Source organism: Streptomyces sp. NPDC086989 (assembly GCF_044745505.1).
Lineage (GTDB): Bacteria > Actinomycetota > Actinomycetes > Streptomycetales > Streptomycetaceae > Streptomyces.
Window position 1 is genome coordinate 1 of record NZ_JBIVAL010000033.1, and the last position, 20,741, is coordinate 20,741.

Sequence of the window (20,741 nt, forward strand, 5' to 3'; positions counted from 1 at the left end):
CCATACCGCGTACATGACGGATGGAGTAGGATAAATGCACTAAAAAGGTGCAGTCGTCTGCTATGCCCAATGAATTTCAAGGTGCAGGTAGGCGGCAACCGAGCCAACCGACAGGAGCTTGGTCTGCCAAGTGACTGGTGTGAGTAAGAGCAGCCAACAACGCTGCGTCTTGAAAGATGAAGGGCATATATGGCAACTGGCAAGCTGCCCGACGCAGGGCAGATCCTCAATTCGCTCATTAACAGCATTCTGCTGTTGGATGACTCACTGGCGGTTCATTACGCCAATCCGGCAGCACAACAACTGCTGGCACAGAGCTCCCGTAAACTTTTCGGTACGCCGTTACCCGATCTGCTCGGCTACTTCTCACTGAACGTCGATTTGATGCGTGAGAGCCTGCACGCCGGTCAGGGCTTTACCGATAACGAAGTGACCCTGGTGGTTGACGGGCGTGCGCACATCCTCTCTTTGACCGCCCAGGCGCTGCCTGAAGGCTACATCTTGGTCGAGCTGGCGCCGATGGATAACCAACGCCGCCTGAGTCAGGAACAGTTACAGCACGCACAACAAGTTGCAGCGCGTGATTTAGTCCGTGGTCTGGCACACGAGATCAAAAACCCATTGGGTGGTTTACGGGGCGCGGCGCAGTTGCTGGCCAAGGCGCTGCCTGATCCATCACTGACCGAATACACCAAGGTCATCATTGAACAGGCCGACCGCCTGCGCAACCTGGTTGATCGCCTGCTGGGCCCACAACGGCCTGGCCAGCACATTACCCAAAGTATTCATCAGGTCGCAGAACGCGTTTGCCAACTGGTGGCTCTCGAGAAACCCGATAACGTGACGCTGGTCCGTGATTACGACCCCAGCCTGCCAGAAATGGCACACGATCCGGATCAAATCGAACAGGTTCTGCTGAACATTACCCGTAACGCTCTGCAGGCACTGGGGCCGGCTGGCGGCACCATCACGCTGCGTACCCGCACCGCGTTCCAGATCACCCTGCATGGCAGTCGTTACCGGCTGGCAGCACGTATCGATATAGAGGATGACGGCCCCGGCGTGCCGGCGCAGTTACAAGACACGCTGTTTTACCCAATGGTCAGTGGCCGCGAAGGCGGAACCGGCTTGGGTTTATCCATCGCCCGTAATCTTATTGATCAACATTGCGGAAAAATTGAATTTAACAGTTGGCCAGGACATACCGAATTCTCGGTGTACCTGCCTATTCGTCAGTGAGGTTTTCTATGCAACGAGGGATAGTCTGGATCGTCGATGACGATAGCTCCATCCGCTGGGTGCTTGAACGCGCACTCACTGGGGCGGGTGTGAGCTGCGTGACCTTCGAGAGTGGCAATGAGGTGTTGGAAGCCCTGTCCACGCAAACACCTGACGTGTTGCTGTCTGACATCCGCATGCCCGGCATGGATGGTCTTGCATTACTCAAGCAGATAAAGCAGCGCCACCCTATGCTTCCGGTCATCATAATGACGGCACATTCGGATTTGGACGCCGCTGTCAGCGCCTATCAGCAAGGGGCATTTGATTACCTGCCAAAACCTTTTGATATCGATGAAGCTGTCGCACTGGTCGAACGTGCTATCAGTCATTATCAGGAACAACAACAGCCGGCGCGCAGCCAGCCGGCTAACGATCCGGTAGCGGATATTATCGGCGAAGCCCCGGCAATGCAGGATGTGTTCCGTATTATCGGACGTCTATCACGCTCGTCGATCAGCGTGTTGATCAACGGTGAATCCGGCACAGGTAAAGAACTGGTGGCTCATGCTCTGCACCGCCACAGCCCGCGCGTCAAATCGCCTTTTATCGCATTAAATATGGCCGCTATTCCCAAAGATCTGATCGAATCTGAACTGTTCGGTCACGAAAAGGGGGCCTTTACCGGTGCCAATCAGATCCGTCAGGGCCGCTTTGAGCAGGCTGACGGCGGAACCTTGTTCCTGGATGAAATCGGCGATATGCCGCTGGATGTTCAAACCCGTTTGCTGCGGGTACTGGCAGATGGCCAATTCTATCGGGTCGGCGGTTATGCCCCGGTTAAGGTAGACGTTCGTATCATCGCCGCGACACACCAGAACCTGGAATTACGCGTACAAGAAGGCAAATTCCGTGAGGATCTGTTCCATCGTCTCAATGTGATACGTGTACACCTGCCGCCATTGCGTGAGCGCCGTGAGGACATTCCGCGCCTGGCGCGCTACTTCCTGCAGGTGGCAGCAAAAGAGCTGGGCGTTGAGGCGAAGAATTTGCATCCAGAGACCGAAACGGCTCTGACTCGTCTGCCGTGGCCAGGCAACGTGCGTCAATTGGAGAACACCTGCCGCTGGTTAACCGTAATGGCCGCCGGGCAAGAGGTGCTGATTCAGGATCTGCCGAGTGAGTTGTTTGAGACCTCTGCGCCAGAAACCACCAGCCACAGTCTGCCAGACAGCTGGGCCACATTGCTGGCACAGTGGGCCGACCGCGCACTGCGCTCCGGTCATCAAAACTTGCTGTCAGAAGCACAGCCTGAAATGGAACGCACGCTGCTCACCACGGCACTGCGTCATACCCAAGGGCATAAGCAGGAGGCCGCACGTTTGCTGGGCTGGGGCCGCAATACGTTAACGCGTAAATTAAAAGAGTTGGGAATGGAATAGTTTGCGTGATTGATTATAGAAAACGCAATCTGGCGCACAAAAAAACCGCTATGTCAGACTTTACAGCCAGTAAGGCAGCAGTATGATCGAAGCGCACACTCTGGAGGCTCTCGATGCTGGACTCATTTGTCGCATTCATTTCCCAAGGTGCAGCGCTTGGCTCCGCTGCCAGCCACACGCCACAGGCAGCCGTGGCTGCGGTGCTGTGCGCAGCACTGATTAATTTTTTGAGTTAAATAGTTAATCGAAAAAACAGCCGCTAATGCGGCTGTTTTTTTATTCCTCAAATAACCCGAGAGAATTGCTGCGTGCGCGCCTGCTGACGCAGGTAGATATCAAAGCACATGCAGATATTGCGGATCAGTAACCGGCCACGTGGCGTAACACGGATACCCTGCTCGTTGCGTTCCACCAACCCGTCACGTTCAAACGGCGCCAGCAGTTGCAAATCTTCAGCAAAATAGCTGGCGAAGCTGATGCCGAACGGCTGTTCTATTGCCAGGTAGTCCAGCTTAAAGTTACAAATCAACGTTTTGATCACCTCACGCCGCAAACAATCGTCTTCCGTCATAGCCAGGCCGCGCCACAGTGCATTGCCCTGCGCTTCAACGCGGCTGTAATAGGTTTTCAGCTCTTTCTGGTTCTGCGCATAGCTGTCACCCAGCATGCTGATGGCCGAAACCCCAAGCCCCAGGAGATCACTGTCGCCCTGGGTGGTATACCCCTGGAAATTACGGTGCAGCTTTCCTTCACGTTGCGCCACCGCCAGTTCATCATCTGGGCGTGCAAAGTGGTCCATGCCAATAAACTGGTAACCCGATTCGGTCAGGGAGGCGATGGTCTGTTGCAGGATATCCAGCTTCTGCTGTGCCGTCGGCAAATCCACGTCTTTGATTTTGCGCTGGGCCGCGAATAAATTCGGCATATGAGCGTAGTTAAATACGCTCAGACGATCCGGATTTAGCTCTGCCACCCGCTGCAGGGTGTAAGCAAAGCTCTCTGGTGTCTGCTTTGGCAATCCATAGATCAGATCGATATTGGTGGAATTAAAGCCTAGCGCTTTGGCGCGGGCAATCAGCGCAAAGATGAAGGCTTCATCCTGCTCGCGGTTCACCAACCGCTGCACGTCTTTATTGAAGTCCTGCACACCCATGCTCAGACGGTTAAAGCCCTCGCTGCGTAAATGATCGAGCACATCCAGCTCAATCTCACGCGGATCGACTTCGATCGACATTTCAAGATCGGGGAGAAAATCAAAGTGTTGCCGTAACAGCGCTACCAGCGTGCTGATTTGCGTTTTGCTTAGGTAGGTCGGTGTGCCGCCGCCCCAGTGTAACTGGCCAACCTTACGCCCGGCAAACAGGGGGGCGCGCTGGGCGATCTCCTGTGCCAGCACCGCCAGATACTCATCCGCCTTGTGTGTCTGACGCGTCACCAGCTTATTACAGCCACAGAAATAGCAGAGCTTGTGGCAGAAAGGGATATGTACATACAGCGACAGAGAGCGCTCAGGATAACGCACCGCGGCGCGTTGAAACGCCGCTTCGTCGTAGTCCTGGTTAAACTCCAGCGCTGTGGGGTATGAGGTGTAACGCGGCCCTGAATAGTTATATTTCTGGATCAGGGCCAGATCCCAGACAATTGCCTGTTCTGACATGCTCACTCCTTCCGATATTTTTTCCTACCGGGCCGGGAAATGGGCAGTTGTCTACGCTGTCTGGCCGCGGAAGCGCTGCGGTAACGTGATTTACGTTTAGACAGCCGCCATAGTTTACCGAATAACCACAGCAGATAACACATCAAGAGTAGGGCTATTGTCAGGATCAACCACATGACGCGTTAAATTACGTCTTTTGGGTTACCGCCTTTCAGCAGTTTCAGGATATCTTCCCGCTTCTCTTCTTCTTCTTCTTCATCGTCGTCGCCCAACTCAATACCCAGCTGCTCCATCAGGGCATCGATACGGTCCAGTGTCTGATCAACGTAGGACTGATCTTCAGCATTCAGCGTCTCACCGTCATCAATGCGATCCAGCAGTGCATCCAGACGCTCATCATTTTCCAACTTCGCCAGTTCTTCTTCCGGCGACAGACGAGGTTTAGGTTTCGCTTCAGCTTTTGGTTTTGCCTGCGGTTTGGCTTTTGGCTGGGCTTCAACCACCAGCGCTACCGGCACTTTACTGCCAATGCGCGGATCTTTGGTTTCTGCCCCTGCTTTATTTTTCGTCTTCGCGGACTCAACCTGGGTGCGAGAACCGGAAGCAAGACCACGGCGTTTTTTTGCACGCTTGCGTTCACGGGCTTCCTGATCGAGCTCCACACGGCTTTTCTTTTTGGTTTTCGACGTCGCCGCGCTGCTGCGTGGGGCGCGAGGTGCTTTTGATGGCTGGTTCATAGCGTATGCTCTTAGGTATGTAGATTCAGTATAGAGATAGATGCTATACGATTGCGGCGGAATCTAGCAGAAAGCGAACAAAGAAAAAAGGCGGCAGGTTAAACCCGCCGCCTATTTACCCCTTCTTTCGAAGGATATTCCTGCTACGCGATCCCTGCGCACACTCAACATCCTGGTCTTTCCTTTTGCTATAACCGCATTCCCTGCCACACTACATCCTTCATCCTGAAAGGAAAATCGTCCATGGCGCAATCCGTACGCATTCGCTCATCCTGAGCGTGCTTCCTGCTGGCATCCCAATTGCAGTGACTTCACCATCCTTGTGCTATTTGCATATTCAGATGCAAACAGATCAATTCCTTCTGTGTTCTTCCTGGTACTCATCAGCACGCCCCGTGCTCTCCATGAGATTTATCACCCTTCCTGGATGTTCCTTAATCCGGCACAGCCTTGTGCTAAAAGCTACTTTACGCGATCAACGCTTACGCTCAAGGCATCTGCCGTGTAATTGGCATATCGAAGAATGCAGCAGATAATTAACTTTTTGTTTTTTAATTAAAATAAAAAAAACAGCTTTCGAATAAAGCGACATTACCCACTATTCGAATGGCGAATGTCTCACACGTGTGAGCAGGCCCCACAGCCATGCCCTGCTAGCTTGGCGCTTAAAAACAGAGAAACACACCATTTTTACCGCTGATGCAGTTATAATCGCCAACCAGTTAGCCATCCTCACGGAGACGAAAAATTTTGACCAGCAAGAATTACAATTACCATGTGACCCATTTCGTCACCAGTGCGCCCGATATTCGCCACCTGCCGGGGGATGAAGGTATTGAAGTCGCGTTCGCCGGCCGTTCCAACGCCGGTAAATCCAGCGCGTTAAATACACTGACCAACCAGAAAAGCCTGGCGCGTACCAGTAAAACGCCGGGACGTACGCAGTTGATCAACCTGTTCGAGGTTGAAGAAGGCATTCGCCTCGTCGACCTGCCCGGCTACGGCTACGCGGAAGTGCCTGAAGAAATGAAACGCAAATGGCAGCGTGCTTTGGGTGAATACTTACAAATGCGCAACTGCCTGAAAGGTCTGGTGGTGCTGATGGATATCCGTCACCCATTAAAAGACCTCGACCAGCAGATGATTCAGTGGGCCGTCGATGTAGGCACTCCGGTACTGGTTCTGCTGACCAAGGCAGACAAGTTGGCATCCGGTGCGCGTAAGGCACAACTCAATATGGTACGTGAAGCCGTCGTGCCATTTATGGGCAATATCCAGGTTGAAGCTTTCTCTTCACCGAAAAAAATCGGCGTCGACAAGCTGAGCCAAAAACTGAATACCTGGTTTAACGAGATCCCACCGGAAGTGCTGCCAGAAGATGACGACACCGCTGGCGAATAAAATACCGCAGGTACCGCAATAGCCGATGTGAAAACACATCGGCTTTTTTTATGCTCAAAAACCTGTGAGCTCAGGCATTTTTCGTTATCTAATTACAGTTATGACCAAAAGCCATCATAAATTCTTATAGCGATTTAATGTGAAGAGTAAGAAAAACGGGCAATTACAGAAGATTTGTTGAAGCAGAATAGGGTGAGGGAGATAAGAGAAAACGATGGTTTTACTTTGTTTTTACAATAAAAAACGCCCCAGTCAATACTGACTGGGGCGGCTAAATATTCAGCCAAATCCGATTACGTGAAGTAAAAGGTCTGAAAGATAGAACATCTTACCTCTGTACCCTACGCGAGTAACTTTACATGATTTTTTCGCAGTGCAAAAGAATTTTTTGTAGTTTACTTACACAGTTTAGCGCGTAATAACGGCGAGGTTGGAGAAACAATCGCCGTATCTTGTAGCTTAATTACAAAAACTGCTTAGGTTATCGCCAGTTAGCAGATCCAAGGTGGATATGGCTGGCGAACCTCAACATGATCAGTGGGCTTCATCCCAGTTAGCACCCACGCCTACGTCCACCTTCAGCGGCACTGCCAGCATCATGCTATTTTCCATCAGCTCGCGAATATGCTGGCTGGATTCTTCAATCACCGACTCATGCACCTCAAACACCAATTCATCGTGTACCTGCATGATCATACGTACCAGCGGTTTCTCTTGGGCTTGCAACCAGGCATCCACTTCAATCATCGCGCGTTTGATAATATCCGCGGCGGTCCCCTGCATTGGGGCGTTAATCGCCGCGCGCTCCGCCGCCTTACGACGCATGCCGTTGCTGGAGTTTACGTCTGGCAGATACAGCCGGCGACCATCCAGCGTACTGACGTAACCCTGACTGGCCGCCTGTTGGCGAGTACGCTCCATGTAGTCCAGTACACCTGGATAGCGCTCAAAGTAGAGATCCATGTAACGCTGAGCTTCACCACGAGGGATCCCTAACTGACGCGCCAGACCAAATGCGCTCATCCCATAAATCAGGCCAAAGTTAATCGCCTTCGCACTGCGGCGCTGTTCGTTAGTCACTTTGTCGAGTGGCAGGCCAAACACCTCTGCGGCGGTGGCACGGTGGATGTCCTCGCCAGCCGCAAAAGCCTTCAGTAACCCTTCATCCTGAGACAAATGGGCCATAATGCGCAGTTCAATCTGAGAATAGTCGGCAGCAACGATACGGTAACCTTCTGGGGCAATAAATGCCTGACGGATGCGGCGCCCTTCGTCGTTACGCACCGGAATATTCTGCAGGTTCGGATCACTGGAAGATAGCCGCCCTGTCGCCGTCACCGCTTGATGATAGGAAGTATGCACGCGCCCACTGACCGGGTTGATCATCAGTGGCAATTTATCGGTATAGGTCGTTTTCAGTTTTGCCAACCCACGGTATTCCAGAATCACCTTCGGTAACGGGTAATCCAGTGCCAATTCAGCCAATACTTCTTCGTTGGTCGACGGCGCACCACCCGGGGTTTTCTTTAATACCGGCAGCTTTTGTTTTTCGTACAAAATGGCCTGCAACTGTTTGGTCGACGCCAGGTTGAATGGCTCTTCCGCCAGTTCATGGGCTTGAATCTCTAATTCAGCCAAGCGCTTGGTCAGTTCGATAGAATGCGTAGCCAAAATACTCTGATCAATCAGCACCCCGGTCCGTTCTATATGTGATAACACCGGCAACAGCGGCATTTCTATCTCATTGAATACCGTCAACAGTTCGGCGCTTTCCTGCAACTGTGGCCACATTGCCAAATGCAACTGCAGCGTGACGTCGGCATCTTCGGCAGCGTAAGGTGCCGCCTGCTCCAATGCGATTTGATTGAAGGTAAGTTGTTTTTTGCCCTTACCGGCAATCTCTTCGAAGGTCACAGTTTTATGACCAAGATAGCGATCGGACAAGCTGTCCATGTCGTGACGGCCTCCCACGCTGTCCAGCACGTAGGATTCCAGCATGGTGTCGAAGGCAATGCCACGCAGACTGATGTCATAACGTGCCAACAGGCCCATATCAAACTTCAGGTTTTGCCCGACCTTCAGCGCTTTCTCATCTTCCAGTAACGGCTTCAGAGTGGCCAACACATGGTCGCGGTCCAACTGCACTGGCGCATCAAGATAGTCATGCGCCACGGGCAGATAAGCCGCTTCACCCGGGGCAAGAGCAAACGACAGGCCGATCAGATTTGCGGTCAGTGTGTCCAGGCCATCGGTTTCAGTATCAAAGGCAAACACGTCAGCTTTTTTAAGTTTTTCCAACCACTCGGCGAACGTGTCTTCATCCAAAATGGTGACATAGCCCTCTTGCGACAACGTCGCTTCGGCAGGCTCTTTTTCAACTGCCGCAATGGCCTTTGGCGCACTGGCGGCTTTCACGCCAGTCCCCTTTTTACCTTCCAGCCAGATACCGGCCTCAACATCTGCCAGCCAGCGTTTAAATTCGTACTGTTTGAACAACTGTTGCAACGCGTCTACGTCTAACGAAGACACTTCGAGATCGGCGCAGGTGAGATCCAGTTCGACGTCAGTCTTGATGGTCGCTAACTTGTAGGAGAGGTAGGCCATCTCTTTGTGTTGTTCCAGCTTGGCCGCCATCGTCTTGGCGCCACGGAAACTGAGCGTCGCAATACTGTCCAGATTGGCATACAGTACATCCAGCCCACCAAGTCCCTGCAACAGCCCCTGAGCCGTTTTCTCGCCCACACCAGGCACACCAGGTATATTATCCGAGGCATCCCCCATCAGCGCCAGGAAGTCGATGATCAACTCTGGAGGAATGCCATACTTGTCGCACACTTCCTGTGGGCCGAGGATCGTATTGTTCATTGTGTTGATCAGGGTGACATTCGGTGTGACCAGCTGCGCCATGTCTTTATCGCCGGTGCTGATCAGCACCGCATGACCCGCTTTTTCGGCTTGCTGTGCCAGCGTACCTATCACGTCGTCTGCTTCCACGCCAGGCGTGACCAGCAGCGGTAACCCCATGGCCTTAACCATTTTGTGCAGCGGCTCAATTTGCGCGCGCAGATCGTCCGGCATCGGTGGCCGGTGCGATTTATATTCTGCGAAGAGCTCATCGCGGAAGGTTTTTCCTTTGGCATCAAACACCACCGCAACATGGCTTGGCTGATACTGCAACAGCAGGCTGCGCAGCATATTCAGCACGCCATACATTGCCCCGGTAGGTTCACCCGCAGAGTTGGTCAGCGGAGGGAAGGCGTGATAAGCGCGGTAGAGGTACGAGGAACCGTCAACCAGGATTAATGGGTTTTCTGCAATCTGGGCCATAGCGTTACTTTATCTTTATCGTGATCGGACATAGCGGTAAGAATGCCATAGCTGGCCGCCTGAGACGAACCTTAGCGTGCATTAAGGATAAAAATCATGTGATTCTGCGAAGCGATCCGCAAGATCCTACCTGTGGATAACTTTGTGCATAGAAAAGACAATAAATTATAACGATGCGTTTATCGTTATAATGGGAAATAAAATTCCTATTTAAATCACTGCGTTAAATGGCGCTATTTTCGTTAGGAGTGATTATCGACTTTTACACGATTTGTGGATATAACTTGCACTCAATTTTAATCGCACTATTCATCAAATTTGGCGCCTCAATTACCATAGCACAAGATGAAAAGGTTGCACGAAAACGCAGCAACTGCCTATTTCTTCCGCGATAAAACAGTTACGGTTAACAGGCACTTTCCCTCTTTAATTTCTGTTAAAATATTTTTTTGTTCATGCATACCGGCATGTAACGCTGTTCTCATCAACCGTCAGCCCATAACCATGCCAAGATTGTTATCCCCTGTTATTTTTATACTTTCTGCCCTGCTCGCCATTTTGGTGACCGTACTGTGTTCGATCCCAATCACACTGGCCGGCATCATTAAACTCCTGGTGCCCTTTCCTGCCGTGTGGAAACGCATCTCAGCCTTTGCCGATTTTATGATGTGGTGCTGGTGTGTAGGGTTGGCACTGCTATTGCGAATTAACGGGCAACTGCGTTGGGATATTGAAGGGCTGGAAGGGCTGCAACGTAAAAACTGGTATCTGCTGATCAGTAATCACGAAAGCTGGTCGGATATTGTGGTGCTCTGCGTGTTGTTCCGTAACCATATTCCCATGAATAAATACTTTCTTAAGCAACAGCTAGCCTGGGTACCCTTTGTCGGCCTGGCCTGCTGGGCGCTGGATATGCCATTCATGAAACGCTACTCGCGTGGCTATTTACTCAAGCACCCTGAAAAGCGCGGCAATGACATCGAAACCACACGCCGTTCTTGCGAGAAGTTTCGTAAACGTCCGACCACTATCGTCAATTTTGTAGAGGGTTCGCGTTTTACTGAAGCCAAGAAAATTAAAAGCAATTCCCCCTACCGCAATTTACTGGCCCCTAAAGCCGCAGGTATTGCTTTTACACTCAGTGCATTAGGTAAGCAGTTCGATAAAGTGTTAAACGTCACCCTACTTTATCCGGATAATACTGAGCGGCCGTTTATGGATATGTTATGCGGTCGATTGAAACGCATTGTGGTGAGAATTGAGCTGCTGCCAATCGATGAAACCCTGCATGGGGATTACTTCAACGACAAGCAGTTCAAGCGACGTTTCCAACTTTGGCTCAATACCCTGTGGCAGGACAAAGATCGCCTGCTTGATAAATTGAAGCGGCAATAGAGAAAAAAAAAGCCGGCTAAGCCGGCTTTTTAACGTTTAATCTCGGTTACTTCTGCTGGCTGAGGTATTTAACCACGTCGGCGAATTGCTTCACGTAAGCATCCATCGAACTGGTGTCCAGACCATCGTTTTTAACCATGTATTTACCGTTAACAAATACAGCCGGGACGCCACGCAGTTGCAGATCTTCTGCGGCTTTCTCCTGTTGAACCACCAGGGATTTAACTACGAAGCTGTTCAATGCTCCGTCATAATCCGCCGCACTCACACCTGCTTTCACAAATACATTGCGGATATCGTCCGGGGTTTGCACAGTTTGAGTCTTCTGCACCGCTTCAAACATCAACGGGCTGACTTTATCTTCCACGCCCAGCGCCATTGCAACGGCCCATGCCTGAGTCAGCTGTTTGCCCAGCGGCCCCAGGAACTCAACGTGGTATTTGGTCATTTTGGTGCCCGCAGGCAGTGCTTTTTTCACATTTTCAGAAACGTGATAAACCTGCTCAAACTGATAGCAATGCGGGCAATAGAAGGAAAAGAACTCCAGCACCTGAGGTTCACCGGTCACTGGCTTATCCAGGGTTACGTACTGAGTGCCATCGCTAAACTGCGCAGCCGAGGCACTAAATGCCATTACCATGCCAACGAGTGCCAACCATATTTTCTTCATAAGACTAAACTCTCCATTGTGTTAAAGCTTCAATACATTGGCATCAGCTGCAGAGGGGGTTCCTGCAACAGCTTAACCTGCTCGGTGAATGCCGTCGTCTGAGATAACCAGAAATCAGACTCCGCCATCCACGGAAAACTTTTAGGGAATGCAGGATCTTGCCAGCGGCGAGCGACCCATGCCAAGTAGTACAGCATACGCATCGCACGCAGCGGCTCGATCAACGCCAATTCACTTTGATCAAACTCGGCGAACTCTGAGTAAGCCTCCAGCAGAACATCTAACTGCATCAAGCGATCGCGACGTTCTCCGTGCAGCAGCATCCACAAATCCTGTATAGCCGGGCCATTACGTGCGTCATCAAGATCAACAAACAGCGGGCCATCACGCCACAGAATATTGCCTGGGTGGCAATCACCGTGCAAACGACGCGGCTGCCAGTCCAAATGCCAACACTGTTTAATCGCTTCAATCAGCGTATCGGCCGCTTTCAGAAAGCTTTCTCGCTGTGCCTTCGGCAACAGTTCACAACCAGCAAGTACCTCACGCGGTGCAGTCAGGTACTCTTCAATGCCCATTGTCGGGCGCTCAACAAACAGGCTTTCACTGCCCACCTGATGAATACGCCCAAGGAAACGCCCCACCCACTCCAGCTGATCGAGATTATCAATCTCATACTGCCGCCCCCCAACGCTGGGAAAGACAGTAAAAAAGAAACCGCTGTGCGTATGCAATGTTTGCCCTTGCAGGAGCAAAGGAGCAACTGCGGGGATCTCCGCCAGAGCAAGATCTTGGGCAAACTGGTGTTCTTCACCAATTTGCTTCGCGCTCCAGCGCTCGGGCCGGTAAAACTTCACCACATAGCGCTGACGATCTTCATCCATAAACTGATAGACGCGGTTCTCATAGCTATTGAGTGCGGTTAGCCCGGAGTCGACCCGCAGGCCAATCCCTTCCAGCGCGTCCATAATCAGGTCGGGCGACAGGGTCTGAAAATTAAAAGCAGAGTTGTTCATAACAACATTCGGTTTCTTTTGGTGACATCACTGTGCCGGGAATGAGAAATAGTAGCATTAATGACAGGCTTCACGAGCAACGGGTTCACCGTACCGCACGAATGTTAATCCTTTATCACGCCGCGGGCGCGCAGTAATGCTGTCTTAAAGTCTTCTTCGTAGTCTTTCTTCAGGCCAGGGATCTGCTCAGTGCCGGCGCTGCCGCGCATTTTCAGATGGTAGATCAGGATATCATCACTCAGTTCGTCCAGATTGCCCTGAAAACCGGCTTCCTTTGCCAGCTTTTGCAAAAACTGAATCAAGTTAAGATCCGGATCTTCCTGCCAAGCTGGCTGTAACAGCTCAATCAGCTCGTTTACGCGGTGCGTTTTCATCGCAATATCGTCCATTAGAATGAATAAACACACAAAGTAGCAGGCTTACCAACGCAGTGAAAGAACCAGCTTGTCAATAAAGGTAAATCCTGATGCCATACCGGCTTTAGCGCTACAATCAGGGCGTTAGCCATAAATTCGGAATAATAATTATGCACGAGGATATTACCGGCATTATTTTAGCCGGTGGGCGCGCAACACGTATGGGCGGGGCAGATAAAGGCCTGGTTCACGTTGCCGGCGTACCGCTATATCAATACGTACTTTCTCGGCTACGACCGCAAGTGGGCCACATAGCAATTAGCGCCAATCGCAATCAGATACGTTATCGGGAAAGCGGTCTGCCTGTCATCAGCGATCTGACAGCAGATTTTTCCGGGCCGCTAGCTGGCATGCTGGCAGGGCTAAAACACGCGACGACAGAGTGGGTCGCCTTTGTACCCTGCGACGTACCCGACTTTCCCACGACATTGGTTGAACAGCTCTGGCAGCAAAAGGGCCAGGCTTTGGCCGCCTATGCCAACGATGGGGAGCGGGCACATCCAACCCTGGCACTGCTGCACACCAGCCTGGTACCTCATTTAGCCGCTTATCTGGCACGCGGAGAACGCAAATTGATGTTGTTCCTGGATGCGGTAGGTGCAGGGAAAATAACCTTCGAAGGCCAGCAAGCGGCATTCCATAATTTGAATACTCAGGAAGATTGCCAGCGTTGGCTGCAGGAAAAAGGACTCACCAATGAATAATTCTTTTCCCCCGTTACTGGCTATTGCCGCTTACAGCGGAACAGGTAAAACCACACTGCTTAAGCAATTGATTCCTTTATTAAAGCAGCGGGAAATCCGTGTCGGACTGATAAAGCATACGCATCATGATATGGATGTGGATACGCCAGGAAAAGACAGTTATGAACTGCGCAAAGCCGGTGCCAATCAAACATTGGTCGCCAGCGATCGCCGTTGGGCATTAATGACCGAAACACCAGAACAGCCGCCCCTGGATCTTCAGTATCTGGCCAGTCGTTTTGATCGCACCAAGGTCGACCTCATTCTCGTCGAGGGGTTTAAACATGAGCCTGTCAGCAAGATCATTCTTTATCGTGAAGAGATAGGCAGACCACTTGAGGATATGTTGGATGAGTTTGTTATCGCCGTTGCCAGCGATCGGTTAATCACTGAAAAGGTTAGGTTGTTGGATCTCAATAACCCAGAATGTATTGCTGATTTCATCGTGGATTGGTTGAAAAGCGCAGCGTAGCTGCGTAATCTTTTTCTTTCGCACACAGCAAAAAGGCCATCCTTGCGGATGGCCTCTTGGCTTAATTGATGCCTGGCAGTGTCCTACTCTCGCATGGGGAGACCCCACACTACCATCGGCGCTACGGCGTTTCACTTCTGAGTTCGGCATGGGGTCAGGTGGGACCACCGCGCTATTGCCGCCAGGCAAATTCTGTTTCATTCCGGCCGTTACTCGCGTAACCACCAAAACCAATCTCGGAACATCGCTGAAAATCTTTCGTCTGCTCTAAAAACACCTTTGGTGTTGTAAGGTTAAGTCTCACGGATCATTAGTACTGGTTAGCTCAATGCATCGCTGCACTTACACACCCAGCCTATCAACGTCTTAGTCTTAAACGTTCCTTCAGGGGAATCAAGTTCCCAGGGAAGACTCATCTCGAGGCAAGTTTCGCGCTTAGATGCTTTCAGCGCTTATCTTTTCCGCACTTAGCTACCGGGCAGTGCCATTGGCATGACAACCCGAACACCAGTGGTGCGTTCACTCCGGTCCTCTCGTACTAGGAGCAACCCCTCTCAATCTTCCAACGCCCACGGCAGATAGGGACCGAACTGTCTCACGACGTTCTAAACCCAGCTCGCGTACCACTTTAAATGGCGAACAGCCATACCCTTGGGACCTACTTCAGCCCCAGGATGTGATGAGCCGACATCGAGGTGCCAAACACCGCCGTCGATATGAACTCTTGGGCGGTATCAGCCTGTTATCCCCGGAGTACCTTTTATCCGTTGAGCGATGGCCCTTCCATTCAGAACCACCGGATCACTAAGACCTACTTTCGTACCTGCTCGAGCCGTCACTCTCGCAGTCAAGCTAGCTTATGCCTTTGCACTAACCTCACGATGTCCGACCGTGATTAGCTAACCTTCGTGCTCCTCCGTTACTCTTTGGGAGGAGACCGCCCCAGTCAAACTACCCACCAGACACTGTCCTCACCCCGGATTACGGGGCCGAGTTAGAACATCAAACATTAAAGGGTGGTATTTCAAGGTTGGCTCCATGCAGACTGGCGTCCACACTTCAAAGCCTCCCACCTATCCTACACATCAAGGCTCAATGTTCAGTGTCAAGCTATAGTAAAGGTTCACGGGGTCTTTCCGTCTTGCCGCGGGTACACTGCATCTTCACAGCGAGTTCAATTTCACTGAGTCTCGGGTGGAGACAGCCTGGCCATCATTACGCCATTCGTGCAGGTCGGAACTTACCCGACAAGGAATTTCGCTACCTTAGGACCGTTATAGTTACGGCCGCCGTTTACTGGGGCTTCGATCAAGAGCTTCGCCTTGCGGCTGACCCCATCAATTAACCTTCCAGCACCGGGCAGGCGTCACACCGTATACGTCCACTTTCGTGTTTGCACAGTGCTGTGTTTTTATTAAACAGTTGCAGCCAGCTGGTATCTGCGACTGGCTTCAGCTCCGAGAGCAAGTCTCTTCACCTACGCGCCAGCGTGCCTTCTCCCGAAGTTACGGCACCATTTTGCCTAGTTCCTTCACCCGAGTTCTCTCAAGCGCCTTGGTATTCTCTACCTGACCACCTGTGTCGGTTTGGGGTACGATTCTGTGTTACCTGATGCTTAGAGGCTTTTCCTGGAAGCTTGGCATCAACTACTTCTGCACCGTAGTGCATCGTCATCACGCCTCAGGGTTGAATGAATAACCGGATTTACCAGGTCATTCCCCCTACACGCTTAAACCGGGACAACCGTCGCCCGGCTAGCCTAGCCTTCTCCGTCCCCCCTTCGCAGTAACACCGAGTACAGGAATATTAACCTGTTTCCCATCGACTACGCCTTTCGGCCTCGCCTTAGGGGTCGACTCACCCTGCCCCGATTAACGTTGGACAGGAACCCTTGGTCTTCCGGCGAGCGGGTTTTTCACCCGCTTTATCGTTACTTATGTCAGCATTCGCACTTCTGATACCTCCAGCAACCCTCACAGGCCACCTTCAACGGCTTACAGAACGCTCCCCTACCCAACAACGCCTAAGCGTCGCTGCCGCAGCTTCGGTGCATGGTTTAGCCCCGTTACATCTTCCGCGCAGGCCGACTCGACCAGTGAGCTATTACGCTTTCTTTAAATGATGGCTGCTTCTAAGCCAACATCCTGGCTGTCTATGCCTTCCCACATCGTTTCCCACTTAACCATGACTTTGGGACCTTAGCTGGCGGTCTGGGTTGTTTCCCTCTTCACGACGGACGTTAGCACCCGCCGTGTGTCTCCCGTGATAACATTCTTCGGTATTCGGAGTTTGCATCGGTTTGGTAAGCCGGGATGGCCCCCTAGCCGAAACAGTGCTCTACCCCCGAAGATGAGTTCACGAGGCGCTACCTAAATAGCTTTCGGGGAGAACCAGCTATCTCCCGGTTTGATTGGCCTTTCACCCCCAGCCACAAGTCATCCGCTAATTTTTCAACATTAGTCGGTTCGGTCCTCCAGTTAGTGTTACCCAACCTTCAACCTGCCCATGGCTAGATCACCGGGTTTCGGGTCTATACCTTGCAACTATTCGCCCAGTTAAGACTCGGTTTCCCTACGGCTCCCCTATACGGTTAACCTTGCTACAAAATATAAGTCGCTGACCCATTATACAAAAGGTACGCAGTCACACCACGAAGGTGCTCCCACTGCTTGTACGTACACGGTTTCAGGTTCTATTTCACTCCCCTCGCCGGGGTTCTTTTCGCCTTTCCCTCACGGTACTGGTTCACTATCGGTCAGTCAGGAGTATTTAGCCTTGGAGGATGGTCCCCCCATATTCAGACAGGATGTCACGTGTCCCGCCCTACTCATCGAACTCACAGTTAATGCATTTTAGTGTACGGGACTATCACCCTTTACTGTGCGACTTTCCAGACGCTTCCACTAACACAAGAACTGATTCAGGTTCTGGGCTCCTCCCCGTTCGCTCGCCGCTACTGGGGGAATCTCGGTTGATTTCTTTTCCTCGGGGTACTTAGATGTTTCAGTTCCCCCGGTTCGCCTCATACGACTATGTATTCATCGTATGATAGTGCAACGAATTGCACTGGGTTTCCCCATTCGGGTATCGCCGGTTATTACGGTTCATATCACCTTACCGACGCTTATCGCAGATTAGCACGCCCTTCATCGCCTCTGACTGCCTAGGCATCCACCGTGTACGCTTAGTCACTTAACCTCACAACCCGAAGGTGTTTCCACTTTCGTGCTGCTACATTTGAGAGACTCTATGACAGGTTAATCCTTACCCCAATACATCTACGGAGGGATAAGTTTCAGCTGTCATGTTTCAATTTTCAGCTTGTTCCAGATTGTTAAAGAGCAATATCTTAAACACGACTCGCAAGAGTCATCTTTAAGATTTTTTTGGTTATGACTAACCGGTGATAATGTCTTTCACTCATTATCGGATTGGCGTCCCCAAGGGGATTCGAACCCCTGTTACAGCCGTGAAAGGGCAGTGTCCTAGGCCTCTAGACGATGGGGACACGAAAATCCGATTAAACTGAACGTCTTAATCGGTTCGTATCAGCATGAGTCAGAGACTCATTACATCAACAGGTAGCGCTTTTGCTCATTACTTTTTCATCAGACAATCTGTGTGAGCACTTCACGCGAATCAATATCATTAGGTAAGGAGGTGATCCAACCGCAGGTTCCCCTACGGTTACCTTGTTACGACTTCACCCCAGTCATGAATCACAAAGTGGTAAGCGCCCTCCCGAAGGTTAAGCTACCTACTTCTTTTGCAACCCACTCCCATGGTGTGACGGGCGGTGTGTACAAGGCCCGGGAACGTATTCACCGTAGCATTCTGATCTACGATTACTAGCGATTCCGACTTCATGGAGTCGAGTTGCAGACTCCAATCCGGACTACGACGTACTTTATGAGGTCCGCTTGCTCTCGCGAGTTCGCTTCTCTTTGTATACGCCATTGTAGCACGTGTGTAGCCCTACTCGTAAGGGCCATGATGACTTGACGTCATCCCCACCTTCCTCCGGTTTATCACCGGCAGTCTCCTTTGAGTTCCCACCATTACGTGCTGGCAACAAAGGATAAGGGTTGCGCTCGTTGCGGGACTTAACCCAACATTTCACAACACGAGCTGACGACAGCCATGCAGCACCTGTCTCAGAGTTCCCGAAGGCACTAAGCTATCTCTAGCGAATTCTCTGGATGTCAAGAGTAGGTAAGGTTCTTCGCGTTGCATCGAATTAAACCACATGCTCCACCGCTTGTGCGGGCCCCCGTCAATTCATTTGAGTTTTAACCTTGCGGCCGTACTCCCCAGGCGGTCGACTTAACGCGTTAGCTCCGGAAGCCACGCCTCAAGGGCACAACCTCCAAGTCGACATCGTTTACAGCGTGGACTACCAGGGTATCTAATCCTGTTTGCTCCCCACGCTTTCGCACCTGAGCGTCAGTCTTTGTCCAGGGGGCCGCCTTCGCCACCGGTATTCCTCCAGATCTCTACGCATTTCACCGCTACACCTGGAATTCTACCCCCCTCTACAAGACTCTAGCTTGCCAGTTTCAAATGCAGTTCCCACGTTAAGCGCGGGGATTTCACATCTGACTTAACAAACCGCCTGCGTGCGCTTTACGCCCAGTAATTCCGATTAACGCTTGCACCCTCCGTATTACCGCGGCTGCTGGCACGGAGTTAGCCGGTGCTTCTTCTGCGAGTAACGTCAATGTGATGTGCTATTAACACACCACCCTTCCTCCTCGCTGAAAGTGCTTTACAACCCGAAGGCCTTCTTCACACACGCGGCATGGCTGCATCAGGCTTGCGCCCATTGTGCAATATTCCCCACTGCTGCCTCCCGTAGGAGTCTGGACCGTGTCTCAGTTCCAGTGTGGCTGGTCATCCTCTCAGACCAGCTAGGGATCGTCGCCTAGGTGAGCCATTACCCCACCTACTAGCTAATCCCATCTGGGCACATCTGATGGCGTGAGGCCCGAAGGTCCCCCACTTTGGTCCGAAGACGTTATGCGGTATTAGCTACCGTTTCCAGTAGTTATCCCCCTCCATCAGGCAGTTTCCCAGACATTACTCACCCGTCCGCCGCTCGTCACCCAGAGAGCAAGCTCTCCTGTGCTACCGCTCGACTTGCATGTGTTAGGCCTGCCGCCAGCGTTCAATCTGAGCCATGATCAAACTCTTCAATTAAAAGCTTGATTTGCTTCAACTTGTGAAGCGATGCTCGAAAATTAACTTTCGTAATAATTCAACTAAATGAATTACTGCTTGGTCACTCTTCAAGACTTGATATTTTTTCGAACCCGAAGGTTCTGGATATCGTCTTGTGGAGTGCCCACACAGATTGTCTGATAAATTGTTAAAGAGCAGTGAGTTAGCCGCCGTAGCTTGCTATCTCGAGGTGGCGTATAATACGCTTTCCTCTTTCAGAGTCAACCCCTAAATTTCAGGATTTTTTCTCTTCGAACCCCGGAGACTCTGTGAAGTTGTTCACATGTTCCGTGTCGATGGAGGCGCATTATAGGGAGCCGGCTCAGAATGACAAGGATTAATATTCACTTTTTATCTGACCGCTCACTATTCATGCATAACGTCTACTAAACCCGCTTTTTAATGGCTTCCGGCAGGTCTGCCAGGCTGTTTAACACCCAATCTGCCAGTTTCTCGCCTTCTTCAGTGACTGGCTTGCCGGTACGCACCAGTACTTTTGTGCCAACACCCGCCGCCATTGCCGCCTGCATATCTTCCAGTTTGTCGCCAACCATATAAGAAGCAGCCATATCAATGTTCAATTCCTGCTGCGCCTGCAACAACATGCCAGGTTGAGGCTTGCGGCAATCGCACACTTGGCGGAACTCTTCTATTACTGCTTCTGGATGATGTGGACAGAAATAGATGCCATCCAGATCAACATCACGATCGGCTAACGACCAGTCCATCCATTCAGTCAGGTACATAAACTGGTCTTCGCTGAACTTACCGCGTGCGATGCCAGACTGGTTAGTCACCAATACCAAAGCAAAGCCCATCTTTTTAAGTTCGCGACAGGCGTCAATCACGCCATCAATAAAGTGGAAATTATCGATTTCATGGACGTAGCCATGGTCGACATTAATCGTGCCATCACGATCGAGGAAAATTGCTGGAACGCTTTGTGTCACCGGTTTGCTCCTGAGGGCCTGAAAACGTGCACAGTATCGCATGTTTTACCCAATGCTGAGAACGGAAGAGAACAGCGTTG

General features: G+C 51.3%; 14 protein-coding genes, 1 tRNA gene and 3 rRNA genes. 7 read left to right on the forward strand and 11 right to left on the reverse strand.

The features are described 5' to 3' along the window. The first annotated feature begins 189 nt into the window (after positions 1-189). The 3 genes from glnL to ACIPK4_RS38540 all read left to right on the forward strand — a co-directional run bounded on the left by glnL (position 190) and on the right by ACIPK4_RS38540 (position 2,896). Complete coding sequence (gene glnL, locus ACIPK4_RS38530; RefSeq protein ID WP_265556779.1) at positions 190-1,239, forward strand: nitrogen regulation protein NR(II); 1,050 nt, start codon at positions 190-192, stop codon at positions 1,237-1,239. Between the two features lie 8 nt (positions 1,240-1,247). Next, complete coding sequence (glnG, locus tag ACIPK4_RS38535; RefSeq protein WP_265556780.1) at positions 1,248-2,660, forward strand: nitrogen regulation protein NR(I); 1,413 nt, start codon at positions 1,248-1,250, stop codon at positions 2,658-2,660. A 113-nt stretch (positions 2,661-2,773) separates the two neighbouring features. After that, on the forward strand, positions 2,774-2,896 hold the full coding sequence (locus ACIPK4_RS38540; RefSeq protein ID WP_209640194.1) for a YshB family small membrane protein: 123 nt from the start codon (positions 2,774-2,776) through the stop codon (positions 2,894-2,896). A gap of 47 nt (positions 2,897-2,943) precedes the next feature. Here the strand turns inward: ACIPK4_RS38540 and hemN are convergent, their stop codons facing one another. Next, on the reverse strand, positions 2,944-4,317 hold the full coding sequence (gene hemN / locus ACIPK4_RS38545; protein ID WP_402322230.1) for an oxygen-independent coproporphyrinogen III oxidase: 1,374 nt from the start codon (positions 4,315-4,317) through the stop codon (positions 2,944-2,946). A 182-nt stretch (positions 4,318-4,499) separates the two neighbouring features. Next, positions 4,500-5,054, reverse strand: a complete 555-nt coding sequence (yihI, locus tag ACIPK4_RS38550) for a Der GTPase-activating protein YihI (protein ID WP_265556782.1) — start codon at positions 5,052-5,054, stop codon at positions 4,500-4,502. A gap of 777 nt (positions 5,055-5,831) precedes the next feature. Between yihI and yihA the strand changes: the two genes are divergently transcribed. Continuing rightward, the gene (gene yihA / locus ACIPK4_RS38555) at positions 5,832-6,455 is read left to right on the forward strand and encodes a ribosome biogenesis GTP-binding protein YihA/YsxC (RefSeq protein ID WP_402322234.1); all 624 of its coding nucleotides are present in this window, start codon (positions 5,832-5,834) and stop codon (positions 6,453-6,455) included. 534 nt (positions 6,456-6,989) lie between these two features. Here the strand turns inward: yihA and polA are convergent. Next, complete coding sequence (gene polA, locus ACIPK4_RS38560) at positions 6,990-9,782, reverse strand: DNA polymerase I (protein WP_402322237.1); 2,793 nt, start codon at positions 9,780-9,782, stop codon at positions 6,990-6,992. A gap of 345 nt (positions 9,783-10,127) precedes the next feature. Between polA and ACIPK4_RS38565 the strand changes: the two genes are divergently transcribed. Beyond that, positions 10,128-11,177, forward strand: coding sequence for an acyltransferase (locus ACIPK4_RS38565; RefSeq protein ID WP_402322240.1), 1,050 nt, complete (start codon positions 10,128-10,130; stop codon positions 11,175-11,177). 46 nt (positions 11,178-11,223) lie between these two features. On the opposite strand, the gene dsbA is transcribed toward ACIPK4_RS38565, so the two are convergent. The 3 genes from dsbA to ACIPK4_RS38580 form a co-directional block, all read right to left on the reverse strand. After that, complete coding sequence (gene dsbA, locus ACIPK4_RS38570; RefSeq protein WP_037421819.1) at positions 11,224-11,847, reverse strand: thiol:disulfide interchange protein DsbA; 624 nt, start codon at positions 11,845-11,847, stop codon at positions 11,224-11,226. A 29-nt stretch (positions 11,848-11,876) separates the two neighbouring features. Beyond that, positions 11,877-12,863 (reverse strand): serine/threonine protein kinase, encoded by a 987-nt coding sequence (locus tag ACIPK4_RS38575; protein WP_265556784.1) that lies wholly within the window; start codon positions 12,861-12,863, stop codon positions 11,877-11,879. Positions 12,864-12,967: 104 nt separating this feature from the next. After that, positions 12,968-13,252 (reverse strand): YihD family protein, encoded by a 285-nt coding sequence (locus tag ACIPK4_RS38580; protein ID WP_402322245.1) that lies wholly within the window; start codon positions 13,250-13,252, stop codon positions 12,968-12,970. 137 nt (positions 13,253-13,389) lie between these two features. Between ACIPK4_RS38580 and mobA the strand changes: the two genes are divergently transcribed. Next, a complete protein-coding gene (gene mobA / locus ACIPK4_RS38585) occupies positions 13,390-13,983 on the forward strand; it encodes a molybdenum cofactor guanylyltransferase MobA (RefSeq protein WP_402322246.1) in 594 nt (197 codons plus the stop codon). Next, the gene (gene mobB, locus ACIPK4_RS38590; RefSeq protein ID WP_209640223.1) at positions 13,976-14,494 is read left to right on the forward strand and encodes a molybdopterin-guanine dinucleotide biosynthesis protein MobB; all 519 of its coding nucleotides are present in this window, start codon (positions 13,976-13,978) and stop codon (positions 14,492-14,494) included. Before mobA ends, mobB begins: the two co-directional genes overlap by 8 nt. Before the next feature lie 70 nt (positions 14,495-14,564). Here mobB and rrf read toward each other — a convergent pair. The 5 genes from rrf to gmhB form a co-directional block, all read right to left on the reverse strand. Beyond that, positions 14,565-14,680 (reverse strand): 5S ribosomal RNA (gene rrf / locus ACIPK4_RS38595). A gap of 103 nt (positions 14,681-14,783) precedes the next feature. Then, positions 14,784-17,692 (reverse strand): 23S ribosomal RNA (locus ACIPK4_RS38600). A 234-nt stretch (positions 17,693-17,926) separates the two neighbouring features. Then, a tRNA-Glu gene (locus ACIPK4_RS38605) sits at positions 17,927-18,002 on the reverse strand. A 145-nt stretch (positions 18,003-18,147) separates the two neighbouring features. Then, positions 18,148-19,690 (reverse strand): 16S ribosomal RNA (locus ACIPK4_RS38610). Together the 16S, 23S and 5S rRNA genes with 1 tRNA gene alongside form the textbook arrangement of a ribosomal RNA operon. 407 nt (positions 19,691-20,097) lie before the next feature. After that, positions 20,098-20,661: a D-glycero-beta-D-manno-heptose 1,7-bisphosphate 7-phosphatase gene (gene gmhB / locus ACIPK4_RS38615; RefSeq protein ID WP_209639939.1), complete on the reverse strand. Its 564-nt coding sequence runs from the start codon at positions 20,659-20,661 to the stop codon at positions 20,098-20,100. Positions 20,662-20,741 lie beyond the last annotated feature (80 nt).